The sequence below is a fragment of the Rhodococcus sp. 05-2254-2 genome, assembly GCF_002259095.1.
Lineage (GTDB): Bacteria > Actinomycetota > Actinomycetes > Mycobacteriales > Mycobacteriaceae > Rhodococcoides.
In genome coordinates this window covers 570,738-587,865 of the sequence record NZ_NOZJ01000021.1, presented here as the reverse complement: position 1 = coordinate 587,865, position 17,128 = coordinate 570,738, and the positions used below count along the sequence as shown (strand labels likewise).

Below are 17,128 nucleotides of genomic sequence, written 5' to 3'. Positions count from 1 at the left end.
CAGCGAGTCGTCACAGCTCCATGTACACGCATTTGGTGTAGAGGTAGTTGTCCATGTGGGCAGCGTTGCCCTTGGCTCCGTATCCGCTCAACTTGGTGCCTCCGAAGCCGACCATGGGATCGATGTATCCGTAGCAGTTCACCCACATCGTGCCCGTGTGCACTCCACGGACCACTCTCATGGCGGTCGACAGACCTTGCGACCACACTGCACCGCCGAGTCCGTAGTCGCTGTCGTTGGCAATGTGAATAGCCTCGTCCACGTCGTCGAAGGGAAGAATCGAGAGCACCGGTCCGAAGATCTCCTCGCGGGCGATACGCATATCGTTCGACACACCGCCGAACACGGTCGGTGCCATGAAGTAGCCGCTGCCGAGATCGCCACCCAACCGCTCGCCGCCACGGAGCAGTTCGGCTCCTTCCTCACGGCCGATGTCGGTGTAGGCCATGACCTTGTCCAACTGGGGCTGCGAGATGATCGGCCCCAGGGTGGCCGCGTCGTCGAGGCTGTGTCCGACCCGGATCTCGTCCATGTACTTCAGGAGTCGCTCGGTGAATTGATCGACGATGGACCGCTGAACCAACACACGCGTTCCGGCGAAGCAGATCTGACCGGAGTTGGCAAACACACCCATGGCTGCTCCTGGTACCGCCTTGTCCAAATCTGCATCGGCGCAAACGATGTCGGCGGATTTGCCACCGAGCTCGAGCTGTAAGCCCTTGATGTTGACAGTCGAGGCCTTGATGATGCTGCGGCCAGTCTGCGTCGATCCGGTGAAAGCAATCCGGTCGACGTCCGGATGACTGGCCAGCGCGTTGCCCGCATCTTTGCCCAAGCCAGTGACCACGTTGACGACGCCGGCGGGAACGCCGGCCTCGTGCAGTATCTCTGCCGTTCTCAGAACGGACAGCGACGCGTCCTCGGAGGGCTTGAGTACGGTGGTACAGCCACTGGCCAAGACCGCACCGATGATCCAGAACTGGCCGCCCAACGGGCCGTTCCACGGGATGATCCCCCCGATGACACCCACCGGAGCTTTCAACGTCATCGTGGCGATGTCGCCAGGGATGCCATTCATCAATGTCTCACCCGAGATGTTCCCCGCTTGCGTCGAGAAGAACGACAACATCTTCATCAAGGCCGCCTTGGAGTTGCGCAACCTCGTGACCGGGGCACCCATGTCCAGTGCTTCGATCTGGATCAGTTCGTCGAAACGGTCGTCCATGATGTGCGCGATACGTGTCAATAGAGCTTGACGTTCGTAGGGAGACCAGGTCCTCCACTGACCGTGGAAGGCGCGGCGGGCCGCGACCACCGCCCGGTCGATGTCGGACTCGCCGCCTGCACCGATCCGGGCGAGAACCTCACCCGTAGACGGATTGACGGTCGTCAGAGTCTCACCGGAATCAACCGGAACACCGCGCCCGTCGACGAAGGGGTGGTGCACCTCCCGCGCCAGGAAACTCTGCGCACTGTCCAAAAGTACAAAATTCTGCAGATCCGTACTCACTTGCATCCTCTCGAAAATTATCGACGACACCGCATCGGTCGGTGGAGCGTCAACCGACTTGACGGTTCTTGTGTTTCAAAGCGCGCTCTACATCCATGAGCCGAAACTGATTCGCGTACAAGGATTTCACACCCGGTGTGCCCTCGGCCCGAACTACGCGCACGCTCGGGTGGAACTTCGTTGGAACCGGTCGGCTCGACAAGGGCCATATCGAGCCGACCGGGGTCTGATGCGCCGGGTCACACTGGCGTGAGCGCGGTCCGTAGCGCGTTGACGATGGCATCGGTGACGGTTTTGGTGTCTGCCGTGCCACCGATGTCGCGGGTGAGGACTCCCCCAGCTGTGGTTGCTCGAATGGCGTCTTCGATCTGCCTGGCCTCGGCGTGGCGTCCGAAGTGATCGAGCATCAGGGCTGCGCTGGCGATCGCGCCGATGGGGTTACTGATGCCTTTGCCTGCGATGTCGGGGGCCGATCCGTGGACAGGCTCGAACATGCTCGGATAACGACGTTCGGGGTTGAGGTTGGCACTAGCTGCGATCCCGAGGCTGCCGGCGAGTGCAGATCCGAGGTCGGAGAGAATGTCGGCGTTCAGGTTCGACGCGACGACAACGGACAGTTCCTCTGGGTGGAGGATGAATTTCGCGCTCATCGCATCGACCAGAACGCTCTCCGTGGCAACGTCGGGATAGTCCGCTGAAACTCGATGGAAGACCTCGTCCCACAGCACCATGCCGTACTGCTGGGCGTTGGACTTGGTGACCGAGGAGACCTTTGCGACAGTGCGAGTGCGCGCCAGATCGAACGCGAAACGCATGATCCGCTCGCAGCCCTTGTCGGTGAACAACGACGTCTGCAGTGCCACCTCGTTGCCAGGGCCGCGTCCGCCGAGGTTGCGTCCACCGAGGCCCGCGTACTCGCCCTCGCTGTTTTCCCTGACGACAACCCAGTCGAGTTCTGTGTCGTCCGCTTTGCGTAACGGGGATTGCACTCCGGGCAGAAACTTCACCGGTCGCACATTCGCCCACTGATCGAAGTTCTGTGTGATGTTCAGGCGCAGACCCCACAGACTGATGTGGTCCGGGACGTTCTCCCACCCCACGGCACCGAAATAGATGGCGTCGTAGGCTCTCAGAATCTCGAGGCCGTCGTCGGCCATCATTTTGCCTGTCCTCGCGTAATATTCGCTACCCCAGGGAAACTCGTCCCATTCGAAGGCGAACGCACCCCCGGAGTGCCCGGCCACGGCGTCCAGTACCCGTCTGCCCGCGTCTACCACCTCTGCCCCGACACCGTCGGCGGGGATCGACGCGATCCGATACGTGGTCGACTGCGAGCCCACTACTACCTCCGATGTCAGACAGATCACGCTTTGAGTCCATCAATTAAGACCTCGCAAGCTCCCCCCCGTCCAATACCAAGTTCCGATGTCACTCATAGGCTCGATCAATAGGAAGGGTTCGGCCGCAGCTAGACTGCATCGAACTCACGACGCTCACAACAAGGAGACAGGTTCGAGTGGATGCACGAAAGCTGAAGTATTTCCTGGCTATTGTCGATGAAGGAAGCATCAATCGCGCGTCCGAGGTGTTGCTCATCGCCCAACCCACTCTCTCTCAGGCCATCGCCGGACTGGAGCGCGAACTGGGGGTGCCCTTGTTTCATCGCATCGGTCGGCGACTCGTACTGAGCGCCGCCGGCGAAACCTTGGTGGGGCCGGCTCGAGTGGTATTGCGCGATCTGGACGACGCGGAAGCAGCCGTGCATGGCCTGAAAGGACTTCGAGGAGGACGCCTCGACCTGATCACGATGCCATCACCTGGGATCGAGCCTCTCACCACTATCCTCACCGCGTTCGGTCGGCTGTTTCCGGCCGTAACCGTCAATGCCCAAGCCGCATTCACCCCCGAGGAGGTCCTCCGAGCGGTTCGCACCGGCGTCAGCGAGATCGGCATTCTCGGCTCACCCCAGGCCGTTCAGGCACCGGACCTGCAGGTGGTGACATTCAAGAGCCAGCCTCTATTGCTGCTGTCGAGCCCCGACGCGGATCTACCCGACCGGCCCGAGATTCAGCGGTCAGAGCTGGCAGGGCTGAGGTTGATAGCTTCTCAACAGGGGTCGCTGATGCGATCGCTGGTGGACGACATTCTCGCCAGCGGGATCCCCGCCACTATCGCTGCCGAGGTCGCACACCGGACGTCCATTCTCCCCATGGTGCTCAGCGGCTTTGGCCACGCAGTCACTCCCTCTGCCTGGGCGGCGTCGGCAGAGCAGGCTGGTGCCCGAGTTCGCCGCATCGTCCCTGAGTCCTACCTGCACGTCGCCGCCGTGTGCCGACTGACACACATGACTCCCCCGGCACGAGTGCTGATGGACGAAGCCCAAAAGTACGCCGGCGAAGTACCGAATTGAGCATCACCGAGATTTTTTCCACATCCGAACATCGGCGTAATCGATAACTTCAATTGGTAAAACGTATTGGACATTTGAGGCTGCGTAACCCCTTAATAGATCGACTCGAACTGTGACCCAAGCGACAACGCGTGTCCGAAGCCGGACGCTGTCATTCGAGGTAAACGCGATAGGGGTTTTATATGCCGACCGAAACCGACGACCTGGTACATCACCTGGCGTACGCAGCTGCCAACACGACGTTCGAGACACTGGCACCGGAGGCGATAGACGCCGCCAAGAAAAGCATCCTGGACACTCTCGGGGTAATCCTTGCCGCCAGTGGCGTCGAACCAGCAGTACGCGCAGCTATCGACCTGGTCCGAGAGGGTGGTGGTACCCCAGAGGCGTCCCTCATGGCTTTCGGGGGCAGAGTCCCGGCCATAGCGGCAGCGTTCGCCAACGGTGCCTTGGCCCACTGCCTCGACTACGACGATCAGACTCCCTGGGGCCAACATGCTTCCAGTTCCATCATCCCCGCCGTTTTCGCAGTCGCCGAGCGCAAGGGCGGAGTCACCGGCCAGGACCTCATCGCGGCGGTTGCGACGGGTCAAGACTTGTTCGCCCGGCTGCGATGCAACGTCGGTTGGCGTAAGGACTGGAACCTGTCGACGGTGGTGGGGGTGTTCGCCGCCACCGCAGCAGCAGGTCGCGTACTCGGCCTTTCCGCCAGTCAGCTCGCCCATGCACTGGGTATCGCGAGCATGCAATCGAGCGGTGTCATGGAGGTAGTGGCTGGAACCGGAAGCGACCTTCGTGGCATGTACGCGGGCTTTTCTGCCCGAGGCGCGGTGACGGCCGTTCTTTTGGCCGAGAAAGGCACCACGGGCGTCGACACCCTGTTCGAGGGCGAATACGGCATCCTGAAAACATACTTCGGCGGCGTATACGACCGCGAGAAGATTCTCGAGGGTCTGGGAACCGATTACCTGGGCAGCGGAACTCTCTACAAGAAGTGGCCGGCCGTCGGTACCGCCCACAGCCACATCCACGCGACCATCGAGCTACTGAAAGAAAACCACCTGACTGCGGACGATCTCAGCGAAATTCGTGTATTCGTCGGCGACTACCACGATCTCATGTGCCGTCCACTCGAAGCACGCCGAACTCCGACGACGCTGGTCGACGCGAAGTTCAGCCTCCCGTTTCTCGTCGCGGTCGGCGCAGTTCATGGGACCGTGAAGATCGCGCACTTCAGCAGTGAATCTCTGAAGGACACATCTGTCCTGGCCGTCGCTCAGAAAATAGTCCCGATAAGTGATGCGTCCCTGGACTGGACTCTCGAGTTACCCCCGGGACGAGTCGAGATCGTCACTCGGGACGGTCGGCGATACGAGAAGACCGGCACCGGGGTACCAGGAAACGACGATGCGCCGCTCTCCTGGAGCGATTTGGCCGAAAAATTTATCGACTGTGCGGCGGTCGCCGTTGTCAGGCATTCGGACGACAGTCTGGACGAGGTCGTGGACTCGATCAAGAAATTGGAATCGCTCGAGGACGCAACAGTGGTACTGGGAATTCTCAGTCCTGCTGCAAGCGATAGTTGTTCACCGGAGTACGAAACATCTTCGCAGACGACGTCGCCGAAAACCGGGGCGCGGTTGTGATCGCCATCTGGGCGCTCGTAGCATTCATTGGCACGATCGTGGTGTGGAATGCAGTGCTCAAACGAAATATCGGCGAGGCGATGCTCGTCGGCTTCGTCGTAGTCGGCGCATTTGCCGGCCGAGATGCGCCGAGGTATATGGCGAACGGCTTCGTCGACGCGATTCAGGCCGAAATTACTTTTGCGGCTCTGGCGTTCATCTTCATGAGTTTCATTCTGGCGAAGACACCGGTGCTCGATCGGCTCATCGATATTCTCAACTCATTCCTCGGGCGAATGAAGGGAGGACCGATTTACACCACGACTCTGGCCGGAGCGATTTTCGGTGCGGTCGCCCACGTCGGCGCATCCATGGCCGCAGTAGTGGGATCGGTGACGGTTCCATGGATGAAACGTTCCGGCGTCAGCGGAGAGTTGTCTGCCACCGTCGTAGCCGGTTCTGCAGGTATGGGTTTGACGTTTCCATTCAGTGCCACGATGTTCATCCTGGTCGGATCGGCCACTGTCAGCGGCATGATGGACGCGGACGAAATCATCGTCCCCCTCGCCATCGCAGGCGTGTGGTGTCTCGTTTACCGACTTGTGCTCAATTTCTATCTGATACGCAAGAACGGCTTGCAGCCGATCGCTGTCGAGGACCGAATCCCTGCCCGACGCAGTCTTCGTGCTGGGTGGACCTCGGGCCTTCTACTCATTCCGCTGCTCATCCCCTTGTTCCTCACCCAGGGGCCGATCGCGAACGCACTCGGTCGATACACCGACTTGGTGATGTCGAGAGCGATAAGCATCATCACCTGGATCCCCGTGCTGATGATTCTGCTCGTCCTTTTTCTCGGACGTCGACACCTGCCCAGAGACGGCAAAGGCTGGTGGAAGATAGTCGGCGAATCGGCACCTCAGTTCGGAATCATCGGCACGACGCTCGTCGCGGCGTTCTCCGCGTCCGCTGTTCTCGGCCAGCTGAGGCTACCCGAGCAATTGACCTCGATGCTCGAGTCATTGGCCGCACCGAAGTGGCTGATGGCAATCCTGGTCGGGATCATCATCGTCGTCATCGCGATCCCCCTGACGGCATCGGCCACCGTCGCAACCGTCGGACCGGTGGCCGTCGCAGCATTGGCCGGTGCCGGCGTCCCTGTACCGATTGCGGCCGCCGCGGTGCTGGTCTTCGCGTCGACTGAGGGAGCGTCACCACCGTCCGGCGCGCCGATCTACATCGCCGCAGGAATAGCAAGAATCGATCCGTCGAAAATCTTTGTGCCGCTGCTCAAGTACTACTGCATTCCAATTCTCGCCATCGGTGTGCTGATCGCGCTCGGCATTCTCCCCGTCTGAATGGATAGGACATCGTTCATGTTCCGCACGGCCGTATCGACACTTTTCCGCCTCAGCACCGTTGTCTTTCTGCTCGGAGGGCTGGTCATCGTCCTCTGCCAGGCGGCCGGACTGATCCTCGGCAGAGGGGAATTCGTTACTCAGACTTTCGCCTTGATGAGCCCTTACGTATTCGGCAGCGCGGGAGTAGCCGGGTTGCTTGCATTCGTGATGTCGTATCTCGGCGATCCCGAGGAAGACTCTGTGACCGAATCCAGCGTTCGTGACGCGGCACCGGATGCAGCATAGACCGCACGGCAATGAAAGTGGCCTGCGGACCCCACCGAGTAAAGCGCAATTGCACCGGCTAGACAACCGCATTCATTGACACGCGCGCGTCAACGCCGACACCCTCGTGCTGTCGATGTATCGGTCCGTCCAACTGCCGCAGCCGCTGTCCCGAAGCGCCACTTCGGTCAGCTATCAGTTGGGCCAGAATCGAGATTGCTGTCTCCTCGGGGGACCGCGCATCGAGGTCCAGTCCGAGGGGTGAGTTCACACGCGCGAGCACATGCTCGGGAAGCCCTGTAGCCCGTAATCGTCCTAGTCGCTCGGAATGCGTCCGACGTGAACCGAGCGCACCCACGAAGGCGAGCTCGTCCAGCTTCAATGCCGCCACCAACATCGGGACATCGAACTTGCTGTCGTGTGTCATCACGCATACGACCGTGCGAGCGTCGAGTCTGCCGGCAGCGTCTTCGGCTTTCAGATATCGGTGCGGCCAGTCGACCACTACCTCGTGCACGTTCGGGAAACGTTCGGTGGTTGCGAAGACAGGTCTGGCGTCGACGACGGTCACCCGATACCCGAGCAGCGTGGCAGACGCACCCAATGCTCGGACGAAGTCATTGGCACCGGCCAGGATCATCCGCGGCGGAGGAGGGAAGGTATGAACAAACACTCGGGCACAGTCCCCCGCGTCTTCGACGATGCCGGTCGATCCCGACTCGTACACAGCAAGGGCACTCACAGGCAATTCTCGCGCCCAACCGTTGTCTAGCGACGCCTTCGGGTCGCCCAGTACGAAACGTCGCGGCTGATCACTCAGCACCGTGACCAGGGCGAACTGTCGTTCCTGGTCCCGGGCCACGATCAACCGATCGATCAATTGTCTGTGCGAGGGGTCGATTCGTTCGATAAAGACCTCGATCTCGCCACCGCACGGTAGTCCGATCTCGATTGCGTCGGGATCGGAGTAGCCGAACAGCTCGCGCGCGGACGTTCCGGTTCTGATGACCTCGACAGCCGTATGGATCACAACTGATTCGACGCATCCTGCCGACAATGAACCCAACGGTTCCCCGTCTGCGGTCACGACCATGCTGGCTCCGACAGCGCGCGGTCCCGCCCCGGACGTTGCCACGACACGTGCCAACGCGACAGGAGAGGTTTCCAGAAGACTACTGATGTCATCGAGCAATTCGTGCATTCAAGGGCCCTTCCCGGATCGCGGCGCGATTGGGCTCTCGGTATACGAGACCGCGTGCGATTCAAAATAGCGAAGTCGCTGATGCCGCTGTGTCGAAGTACGAACAATCAACTTATGATGCGGCGTTGGCTCGACGGTACGCCGCAATGACGGCCCTTGCCGTCAAACGTGCAGGCAGAGGGGTTCCCTGCCAGTACGTGCCTAGCCAGTGCCTGTCCGATCCACGAATTCGCTGCAAGCATGGGCCCAACAGTCGCGTCCCCACGTTCGTACAGTGCCTAGGAGAGTGCAATGGCCCCACAGCACGACACCGATTCGCCCGAAGAAGCTAGCGTTCCACACACCATGACGCGCCGTACCTTCGTAGGTACCTCTATCGCTGCAGGTGGCGCGATTGCGGCCGTTTCTCTGTTGAACGGTTGCTCGAACGACTCAGGTGCCCCGGTCACCCCATCCGAAACGTCGCCGGTGCGATTGACGGTGAACGGTGCCGAACGTGAACTCGCCGTTGATAATCGCACGTCGCTGCTGGACATGTTGCGGGAGCACACGGAGCTGACGGGAACGAAGAAGGGCTGCGACCAAGGCGCGTGTGGGGCCTGCACCGTGCTGTCCGACGGTCAGCGGGTGTTGTCCTGCTTGACTCTTGCCGTTCAAGCAAACGGATCCGAGATAACAACCATCGAAGGTCTGGAGACCAATGGCCAATTGCATCCACTCCAGCAAGCATTCATCGACGAAGACGGCTTCCAGTGCGGATTCTGCACCTCAGGCCAGATTCTCTCGGGAATCGGCTGTATCCGTGAAGGTCACGCCGGCTCTCCCGAAGAGATCCGAGAATCCATGAGCGGCAACATCTGTCGATGCGGTGCGTACACCAACATCGTCACCGCCATCTCCCGCGTGGCCGAACAGGGAGGTGCGTGAACCATGTTTCCTTTTCAGTACGACACGGCTGCCGATGAGGCAGCAGCGCTGGACGCAGCCGACGGCGGTGCCCGTTATCTTGCCGGAGGGACCACCCTCGTCGACCTGATGCGTCAGACCGTCGAACGGCCCACCCGAGTCGTCGATATCAACGCGCTGCCCTACCGCGACATCGAACTCGACTCGAACCGACTGCGCATCGGTGCCCTCGCTCGCATGTCCGAGGTCTCGGCCGATGAACAAGTGCAGGAACAGTTTCCGATGCTCGCCCAGGCGCTGGATCTCAGCGCCTCGGCGCAGCTGCGCAACATGGCTTCCATCGGCGGGAATCTGCTGCAGCGGCCACGTTGCCTGTACTTCCGCGATATCAATGCCAATTGCAACCGTCGCGAGCCCGGATCCGGTTGCGCCGCAATCGATGGTCGCAATCGCACGTTGGCGATCTTCGGAACCAGCACGGAATGCGTTGCAACCCACCCGTCCGATCTCGCCGTCGCGCTGACCGCACTGGACGCCACGATCGTCACCCGAGATCGAGACGGAGAGCGAACGATCCCGATCGCTGACTTTTTCAGGTTACCTGCGGACACACCCGATCGCGAGAACAACCTCGCGCCGGGAGCACTGATCACCGCCGTCGAGATCCCGATCCGCCCTGACACCAGACGATCCGGATACTTGAAGGTGCGTGACCGCTCGTCCTACGAGTTCGCGCTGTGTTCGGCTGCCGTCGCGCTCGACATCAGTGGCGGTACCGTCCGTTCGGCCAGAGTCGCTGCCGGCGGAGTCGGCACGGTGCCGTGGCGTCTGACCGGTGTCGAGGAACGACTCGTCGGTCAGAGGCCGAGCCCCGAGTTGTGGACTACCGCGGCAGACGCTGCGGCGGAAGGCGCGCAACCCCTCTCCGAGAACGGATTCAAGGTGATACTGCTCCAACGCACCGTCCGACGTCAGCTCTCCAGAGTGGCGGCCCTGTCGTGACCACCCCACTGAATGCGAGACTGTCCGGTCAACCCCTCACCCGCGTCGACGGCCGTCGCAAGGTCACGGGAGCTGCGCTCTATGCTGCAGACAACCCCGTACCGGACCATCTGCACGCAGTCCTGGTGTGCAGTACGGTCTCTCGGGCAACCGTCGCGTCGATGGACACCGACGCAGCCAGTGGTCATCCCGACGTGGTCAATGTGATCACAAACTTCCCTGGTATCGAACTCCCCTACGACATCTCTCGGGTCAACTTCTTCGGCCAACCGCTTGCGGTGGTCGTCGCGAATACTTTCGAGGCCGCGACGCACGGTGCGGCTCTGGTGTCCATTCGGTACAACGAGGAACCGCAGAGCACCAATCTCGACGACGCAGCAGAAATGGGCCGCGAACCGAGCAGAATGGGTGCCCCGTACTCCCGCGGAGACGCCGACGCAGCACTCCGCACCGCACCTGTCGTCGTCGACCGCGAGTACTCCATTGCACGCAATTATCACAACCCGATGGAGATCCCCGCGACTATCGCGTCGTGGGACGGCGATCGCCTGACGGTGTGGGACAAGGTGCAAGGAATTCACTACAGCAGGGCCGCATACAGCGGCGCTCTCGGAATTCCTGCCGAGAACATTCGCGTCATATCCCCCTTCGTAGGTGGCGCATTCGGAAGCGCCGGCGAAACCTGGCCACATCAATTCCTCGCAGCAGAGGTGGCGCGCCAGCTTCGCCGTCCGGTGAAGCTGTCACTGACGCGACCTCAGATGTACGCTGCGATCGGCTATCGCCCCACGAGCCGTCAGCGCCTTGCTCTCGGTGCCGATCGTGACGGAAGATTTCTTGCCACCGTGCACGAGAGCGAAGTCGAGGTATCGCGGTACGGCGGCTACGAGGACTTCCCCACGGAAGGGACGAGACTGATGTACACGTCGCCGGCATTCCGGACGGCCGCCAGCGTCGTTCCCCTCGATACCAGCGAGTCAACCTATATGCGAGGACCGGGAGCCGTCACGGGCGCATTCGCGCTCGAATGCGCCATCGACGAAGTCGCGGAGCAACTTCGACTCGATCCGATAGAAATCCGGTCGAGGAACGAGCCCACCGAAGACCAGACCACCGGAGCTCCGTTCTCGACGCGCCGACTTACCGAATGCTTTCAGCAAGGCGCACGGACGTTCGGGTGGTCTCGACGCAACGCGACCCCCGGTGCCGTACGTGACGGCGACCAGCTCATCGGCATGGGTACCGCATCGGCGCTCTACCACACCCTTCGCTCACCGTCTTCGGCGACGGCGCGGGTGAACTCCGATGGGACAGCCGAAATTTTCGCCGCCGCTAGCGATATCGGGCCAGGTACCTACACCGCGATGACTCAGCTGGCTGCCGATGCGCTGGGCTTGCCGCTCGACAGAGTCACATTCTCCCTCGGCGACAGCAACTACCCGGAGGCCGCAACCCAATACGGGTCACAAGGGATGGCGAGCGTCGGATCGAGCATCGAAATCACCGCAAACATGCTGCGTGATCGCATCATCAGAACCGCCGTACTCGATCCCGCATCCCCCCTGAACGGGGCTCGGCCGGACGAGATCGACATCGTCGACGGCCAGATGCAGTTGCGTGGCGACCCGGGCCGAGCAGAGACGTACCGGGACATGTTGCGCCGCCGCGGCGAACCGAGCATCGAAGCGTCCGAGACCTACACTCCTGAGGACGTAAGTGCGCGATTCTCTATGCACGCATATGGAGCCGTGTTTGCCGAGGTGGCAGTGGACGAGCTGCTCGGAACCGTGAGGGTGCGGCGAATGTACGCCGTGTACGACGCCGGCCGAGTCATCAACCCCAGGATGGCGCACAGTCAAGCCCTCGGCGGCATGACTCAAGGCATCGGTATGGCGCTGCTCGAATCTGCAGAAGTCGACTATCGCGATGGACGTCTGGTCAACGCGAACCTGTCCGACTACCTCGTACCGGTGAATGCGGACGTCCCCGTTCTGGACGCTGCGTATCTCGACGCCCGCGACGACATTGCAGATCCGATCGGCGTCAAAGGTCTCGGTGAAGTAGTGATGGTGGGAGTTCCCGCAGCGATTGCCAACGCTGTGTACAACGCCACAGGGCGCAGGGTGAACGATCTTCCCATCACCATCGAGAGCATGCTCTAACCCACGGCACGGAGCAGGTGCGGCCGGTAGCGCGTGCTGTCGGCCGCACCTGCTTTCATTCTCGGACTGTCACCTTTACTACCAATCGGCCGGATCCCCGACAGTGAAGACGCCGATCAGGTCTCCCCATTGGGGATTCGCGACCGATGATCGCGAGGCGGGTAATCCCTCCGCCGTCCCCAACCTTGGCCGAATAGTCCTGTGCTGCAACCATCCGCATCACCTCGACGAATGGTGCCCGCCGGAAAGCGTTGACTGCATTGTCCGTGACGATGCGGCGCTGCGGTCCCCCGTGATCAGCTCCATCGTGAGCCCCTGCTTCGGATTCAAGATGACGATCCTGGAAAAAATGTAGCTGGATCGAAGTACGTGCATGGGCGTGCGGAGCGGCAACGATTGGTCGTCTTCAAACGCGTTCCGCAATACCCCCAGTTACCATGTTGGAGTTCGTTACTGGGTTAGCCAGGAAGCGACGCCCCCGTTAAGGAGACGTCGCTACATCTAAGGTCGGTCCTGTATCTATCTGCCCTGCCGAGGACGTACGTGCCCGGCGCCGTACGAACCCCACGCCGTACGTGATGGACATCAGGCCGACACCGGCAGCGATGAAATACGGTGCGACGTTCGGGTTGGCACCGACGGTGCTACCCACCACCAGCAAAATCGTTACCCACAGCGCCGCGGCAGCAAAATTACACAGCGCGAAAGTCCGGAACGACATCGGGGAGGCCGCCGCCAAACGCGGACCGAAGGTTCTGGTGCCGCCGAACAGATGGCTCGCAATGGAGGCGACAGTGGCGTGGCGATCGAAACCACTCTGTGCCCGCCTGACAAACCTCGCTGAAGACATCTTCTTCGGAGGAATGGGCGTCGAACTCGCTCCGCCGCCACGACGGCGTCGTAGCAAGAAGGCTGTCTGCGCACCCCCGGACGACGCCACGACCATCACCACTGCCGCAATGATCGGATCCACGCGGCCGAGCCCGACGACCGACCCGACGATGAGCACGGTGCTGGTTCCCGGAAGGACGAGCCCCACGAGCAGCGCAGACTCCGCTAACAGGACGACCCCGGCTGCACCGAGAAGATACGGCGCACATACTCCGGCCAGGCAGACGAGAACAAGTCCGATATCGGGCACGGCCCCAACCTTCCTCTTACGTACGAGTAGCGGGTACGAGGCATCGAGCGCTACCTAGCGGCGATGCCGTTTATGAAGGTCACCGCACTGGCCTGTCGGCGCGCTCAGCAAGGACGGCGGACTAAGAGAGTCAATCGAGCCACGTTGCAAGAGCTGAACCGGTCGTATTCGTGATGGGAACAGCATTGCACGCGAAGCCGAAATATGCGACGTTGCGGCAGTGCCCCAACGAAAGGTGTACCGATAGGGCATCGTTCATTATCGCAATTGGCTCTAGGCTCATCTGATGGACAACAAAGCGGAGGTACGCGAGTTCCTGATGACCCGCCGCGCAAAGGTCTCGCCTGAGGATGCAGGGATAACAGGCGGCGGGAACAGGCGCGTGGCCGGTTTGCGACGTAGCGAAGTCGCTGCTCTCGCCGGTCTGTCCGTCGAGTACTACGCCCGCATCGAGCGAGGCGCGATCGGCGGTGCGTCGTCCTCCGTACTCGACGCGCTATCGCGCGCACTGCGACTCGACGATACCGAGCACGCACACCTTCTCGACCTTGCGCGTGCTGCGGATGGCGTCCCCACCTCCGGACGCCCACGCCGAAAGACCGTGCGCGCCGCTGCACCTCGGATAAGCCTCCAGTGGGCACTGGATTCGATCACCGACGGCGTCGCTTTCGTACGCAATCAGCGACAGGATCTTCTCGCCACGAACAATCTGGGCAAAGCGTTCTACGCGCCAATCATCGGAGACGGTGGGCGAGTTCCAAATCTTGCACGTTTCCAATTTTTGGACCCGGTATCCCGCGAGTTCTACCCCGATTGGGATGCATTTGCTCAGATGTGTGTGTCGATCATGCGAGCCGAAGCCGGACGCGATCCACACGATAAGGGCCTGCAAGATCTGGTGGGAGAACTCTCGACACGAGACGAAACATTCCGGACGCTATGGGGCGCACACAACGTTCGCTCGCACGGCGCTGGCAAGAAGCGCTTCAATCACCCCATCGTAGGCGAGGTTCACCTCGCCTACGAGGAACTCGTCATCACCGCTGATCCCGGTTCCATCCTGATGGTCTACACGGCGGAACCAGGTTCTCCGAGCGCCGAACGACTACACCTCCTCGGCTCCTGGGCCGCCGAACACATCCCGAGTAGCAGTTAGTCCTGACACTGCCGATCTAGACCGCTGCCGGTTCGTCTCGTGCTCTGCGTCTTGGAAGGCGAACCGCCGAAAAAGCCACGCGTCGAGCACCCGCCCGCCGACTGGCAGGCGGGTGCACCGAAAAGCCTCACTGTCCGCTAGTCATCGGTCCGATCGAGTAACTGTCACCGTCACGCTGCCATCGATCGCGCCGACGACGTCGGGTCCGATCTCGTCCATGCTCCCCAGGATCACGATTCCCGGGAAGTAGCTTTGGTCGCCGTAGTACAGGACAAGATCATTTCCCGGCGAGTAGTACCCGATGTCCCCCGGATTCGGGTCCGCTCCCGAAGGTGAACCCTCAGTTGTCAATTCAGCAGGTAGCGGTCCGGTCTTCTCGACAGAACCGTGATCGGACAGTGTGATCGTCAGTGGAAGCTGCGCCAACAGGTCGCGACTTGCCGCGCTGTCGTTCAGCGTTCCACTGACCGTTCTGTCGCCTACCTCGATTTCGACGCGCATGCTATCTCCATTCCGTGGTGTAACAATCGGCTCGCCTACCGCACCGGTAGCTGGAGTCAATTGCTCTGCAGCAGCTTCCGATGTAGGTCCATCGGCTGAATCGGCCTCCGCGGAACATGAGGCGAGCGCGAGAACGCACAGCAGTCCAGCCATGGACGACGCCCCAAGCATTTTCAATTGTGTCCAGGCCGTCGTGCCTGTCTCGCTCACGAGCTCGAGTGGCGTTCGTAGGTCACACGAAACCCGTCGGCCGGATCACTCGGCGTCAGGACCAAAGTGTCGCCATCGACCTCGTAGTTTCGATCGAGGGTCTGCCCGATCAAATCGCGCGCCAACGCTGATTCGACTGTGACGGTGAAAGTTCCGGCATCCGGATCTGTGGTCAGGTCGCCGTAGAACGCCTCATATCCCTGCACCGTCAGAGCCGTGTCAGGTGCCTCGGTGTCCGGGTTCATGGCCTGGACGGACACGGTGTCGCTGGTGAAGGTGATCTGTCCCGAGTACGGAACCGGCTGTAGATCACCTTCGGTGCCGACCTCGAGCGAGGTCATGCGCCACTCTCCGGTCAGAGGGTCGCTACCCGCATCGTCCGAGCTCTGGGAACACGCGACGACCGAACCTATCAACCCCAATGTGACGGCCCCGGTGAGTATTTGCTTCTTCATTGTCCTACCTCGAGTGTGAGAAACGTTGTCCCGACAAACGGTAGGTGTACAAATCGGACATTGGGAGTCCCTGCCAGGGCACCTATCGCGATCTTCGGTCCGCTCGCGTACCGACCGATCAGGGGCCGGCGGGGTCGTGTCCGTCAGTAAAGGCCGGCCGACCGGGACATTCGAGCGTCGGTCTCATCGGTCCGGTGCGGTCAATGGATTGATATCTGGCGGCATCGGACCACGGTCGCCGGCACCGGCACCGGCAACCGCCCTATCCGGCAGCCAGATGCCGAACATGCCTTCCGCGCCGATACGTGCAGGATCCAACTAGCGTTCGACGAAAGCACCGGATCGATTACGCTCCGTGGCCACTAAAGCAGTGACCGAGCGATTGATTGCCCAAGTAGCTCAGCGACCCTCGTACTCGTCATCGGTGATGTGTTCGGCCCAGGTCGTCGTAGTGGCGGGATCCTCGCCATTCTGAAGCATGGCGATGTGCTCCATGAACACGCCCGGAGCTGCAGCGTGCCAGTGCTCTTCACCGGGAGGGGTGTACAGAGTCTGCCCGGGGTGCACCTCGATGATGGTGCCGTCGCGGCTTCCGAAACGGGCGATTCCTTGCGTGACGCGCAGGTATTGACCGTTCTCGTGGGAGTGCCATGCCGTGCGAGCTCCTGGGGCGAAACGAACCGTCGCGACGACCATGGTCTGACTCGACTCGTGCGGGAGCGCGATCGGATCCAGCCAGACATCACCGGCGAACTGGGCTGCGGGGTTCTTCGTGGTGGAAACTGGCGGTTCGATATTCACAGTTCTACTTCCTATCGATCGGTTCGGCCGAATACGTTTGCAGTTCAGTTATTTTCGGCACCCGCAGGGTCGTCGAACAGCTTCTTCGCAACACCCATCGCCGCCATCCCCTTGGGCCAGCCCGCGTACAGCATGACGTGCGTGATCGCCTCGATGAGCTCGTCCTGCGTCACGCCGTTCTCGATGGCGCGGCCGAGGTGGAACCCGAGCTGCTCGGTGTCACCGCCGGCGGTGAGCACCGCTACCGTCAGGAGGCTTCGATCACGGGCGGCGAGTTCGGTCCTGTTCCAGACGTCGGCAAAGAGCACGTCGTCGGTGAGTTCGGCGAGCTTCGGGGCGAATTCTCCGAATATCGCCCGCCCACCTCCCATTTGCTTCGGTTGGTCTGTCACGGCAATCCTTCCTGGTCGATGTCACCAGCATGGC

16 protein-coding genes are annotated in these 17,128 nt (G+C 61.3%); 8 read left to right on the top strand and 8 right to left on the bottom strand.

Annotation, left to right across the window (positions count from 1 at the left end):
• Positions 1-10: 10 nt before the first annotated feature.
• Both CH283_RS25625 and CH283_RS25620 read right to left on the bottom strand, forming a co-directional pair.
• The gene (locus CH283_RS25625; RefSeq protein ID WP_094639817.1) at positions 11-1,510 is read right to left on the bottom strand and encodes an aldehyde dehydrogenase family protein; all 1,500 of its coding nucleotides are present in this window, start codon (positions 1,508-1,510) and stop codon (positions 11-13) included.
• Between the two features lie 239 nt (positions 1,511-1,749).
• Positions 1,750-2,868, bottom strand: a complete 1,119-nt coding sequence (locus tag CH283_RS25620) for a tartrate dehydrogenase (protein WP_373453932.1) — start codon at positions 2,866-2,868, stop codon at positions 1,750-1,752.
• A 158-nt stretch (positions 2,869-3,026) separates the two neighbouring features.
• On the opposite strand from CH283_RS25620, the gene CH283_RS25615 reads away from it, so the two are divergent.
• From CH283_RS25615 to CH283_RS25600, 4 genes are all read left to right on the top strand, one after another.
• Complete coding sequence (locus tag CH283_RS25615; protein ID WP_094639652.1) at positions 3,027-3,920, top strand: LysR family transcriptional regulator; 894 nt, start codon at positions 3,027-3,029, stop codon at positions 3,918-3,920.
• A gap of 182 nt (positions 3,921-4,102) precedes the next feature.
• On the top strand, positions 4,103-5,566 hold the full coding sequence (locus CH283_RS25610) for an MmgE/PrpD family protein (RefSeq protein ID WP_094639651.1): 1,464 nt from the start codon (positions 4,103-4,105) through the stop codon (positions 5,564-5,566).
• Positions 5,563-6,900, top strand: coding sequence for a TRAP transporter large permease subunit (locus CH283_RS25605; RefSeq protein WP_094639650.1), 1,338 nt, complete (start codon positions 5,563-5,565; stop codon positions 6,898-6,900). Before CH283_RS25610 ends, CH283_RS25605 begins: the two co-directional genes overlap by 4 nt.
• Before the next feature lie 18 nt (positions 6,901-6,918).
• Positions 6,919-7,188 (top strand): hypothetical protein, encoded by a 270-nt coding sequence (locus tag CH283_RS25600; protein ID WP_141215359.1) that lies wholly within the window; start codon positions 6,919-6,921, stop codon positions 7,186-7,188.
• A 58-nt stretch (positions 7,189-7,246) separates the two neighbouring features.
• Here the strand turns inward: CH283_RS25600 and CH283_RS25595 are convergent, their stop codons facing one another.
• Positions 7,247-8,368, bottom strand: a complete 1,122-nt coding sequence (locus CH283_RS25595) for an XdhC family protein (RefSeq protein WP_094639648.1) — start codon at positions 8,366-8,368, stop codon at positions 7,247-7,249.
• Between the two features lie 345 nt (positions 8,369-8,713).
• Here CH283_RS25595 and CH283_RS25590 point away from each other — a divergent pair, with 345 nt between their 5' ends.
• From CH283_RS25590 to CH283_RS25580, 3 genes are read left to right on the top strand one after another with little or no spacing between them, the layout of a single operon-like run.
• Entirely contained in the window at positions 8,714-9,295 is a 582-nt protein-coding gene (locus CH283_RS25590) for a (2Fe-2S)-binding protein (protein WP_094639647.1), read from the top strand.
• A gap of 3 nt (positions 9,296-9,298) precedes the next feature.
• Positions 9,299-10,276 carry an FAD binding domain-containing protein gene (locus CH283_RS25585; protein WP_094639646.1) on the top strand — a complete coding sequence of 326 codons (978 nt, stop codon included), beginning with the start codon at positions 9,299-9,301 and terminating at the stop codon, positions 10,274-10,276.
• On the top strand, positions 10,273-12,438 hold the full coding sequence (locus CH283_RS25580) for a xanthine dehydrogenase family protein molybdopterin-binding subunit (RefSeq protein WP_094639645.1): 2,166 nt from the start codon (positions 10,273-10,275) through the stop codon (positions 12,436-12,438). Before CH283_RS25585 ends, CH283_RS25580 begins: the two co-directional genes overlap by 4 nt.
• A gap of 481 nt (positions 12,439-12,919) precedes the next feature.
• Here CH283_RS25580 and CH283_RS25570 read toward each other — a convergent pair whose 3' ends face one another.
• The gene (locus tag CH283_RS25570) at positions 12,920-13,579 is read right to left on the bottom strand and encodes a DedA family protein (RefSeq protein ID WP_094639643.1); all 660 of its coding nucleotides are present in this window, start codon (positions 13,577-13,579) and stop codon (positions 12,920-12,922) included.
• A 286-nt stretch (positions 13,580-13,865) separates the two neighbouring features.
• Between CH283_RS25570 and CH283_RS25565 the strand changes: the two genes are divergently transcribed.
• Positions 13,866-14,735 carry a helix-turn-helix transcriptional regulator gene (locus tag CH283_RS25565; RefSeq protein ID WP_094639642.1) on the top strand — a complete coding sequence of 290 codons (870 nt, stop codon included), beginning with the start codon at positions 13,866-13,868 and terminating at the stop codon, positions 14,733-14,735.
• Positions 14,736-14,876: 141 nt separating this feature from the next.
• Here CH283_RS25565 and CH283_RS25560 read toward each other — a convergent pair whose 3' ends face one another.
• The 4 genes from CH283_RS25560 to CH283_RS25545 form a co-directional block, all read right to left on the bottom strand.
• Positions 14,877-15,446, bottom strand: coding sequence for a cyclophilin-like fold protein (locus CH283_RS25560; RefSeq protein WP_255183337.1), 570 nt, complete (start codon positions 15,444-15,446; stop codon positions 14,877-14,879).
• Positions 15,443-15,901 carry a lipocalin-like domain-containing protein gene (locus CH283_RS25555; RefSeq protein WP_094639641.1) on the bottom strand — a complete coding sequence of 153 codons (459 nt, stop codon included), beginning with the start codon at positions 15,899-15,901 and terminating at the stop codon, positions 15,443-15,445. The genes CH283_RS25560 and CH283_RS25555 overlap by 4 nt, the downstream gene beginning before the upstream one ends.
• Positions 15,902-16,300: 399 nt before the next feature.
• Complete coding sequence (locus tag CH283_RS25550) at positions 16,301-16,702, bottom strand: cupin domain-containing protein (RefSeq protein ID WP_094639640.1); 402 nt, start codon at positions 16,700-16,702, stop codon at positions 16,301-16,303.
• A gap of 44 nt (positions 16,703-16,746) precedes the next feature.
• A complete protein-coding gene (locus CH283_RS25545) occupies positions 16,747-17,094 on the bottom strand; it encodes a carboxymuconolactone decarboxylase family protein (RefSeq protein ID WP_094639639.1) in 348 nt (115 codons plus the stop codon).
• Between the last annotated feature and the right edge of the window lie 34 nt (positions 17,095-17,128).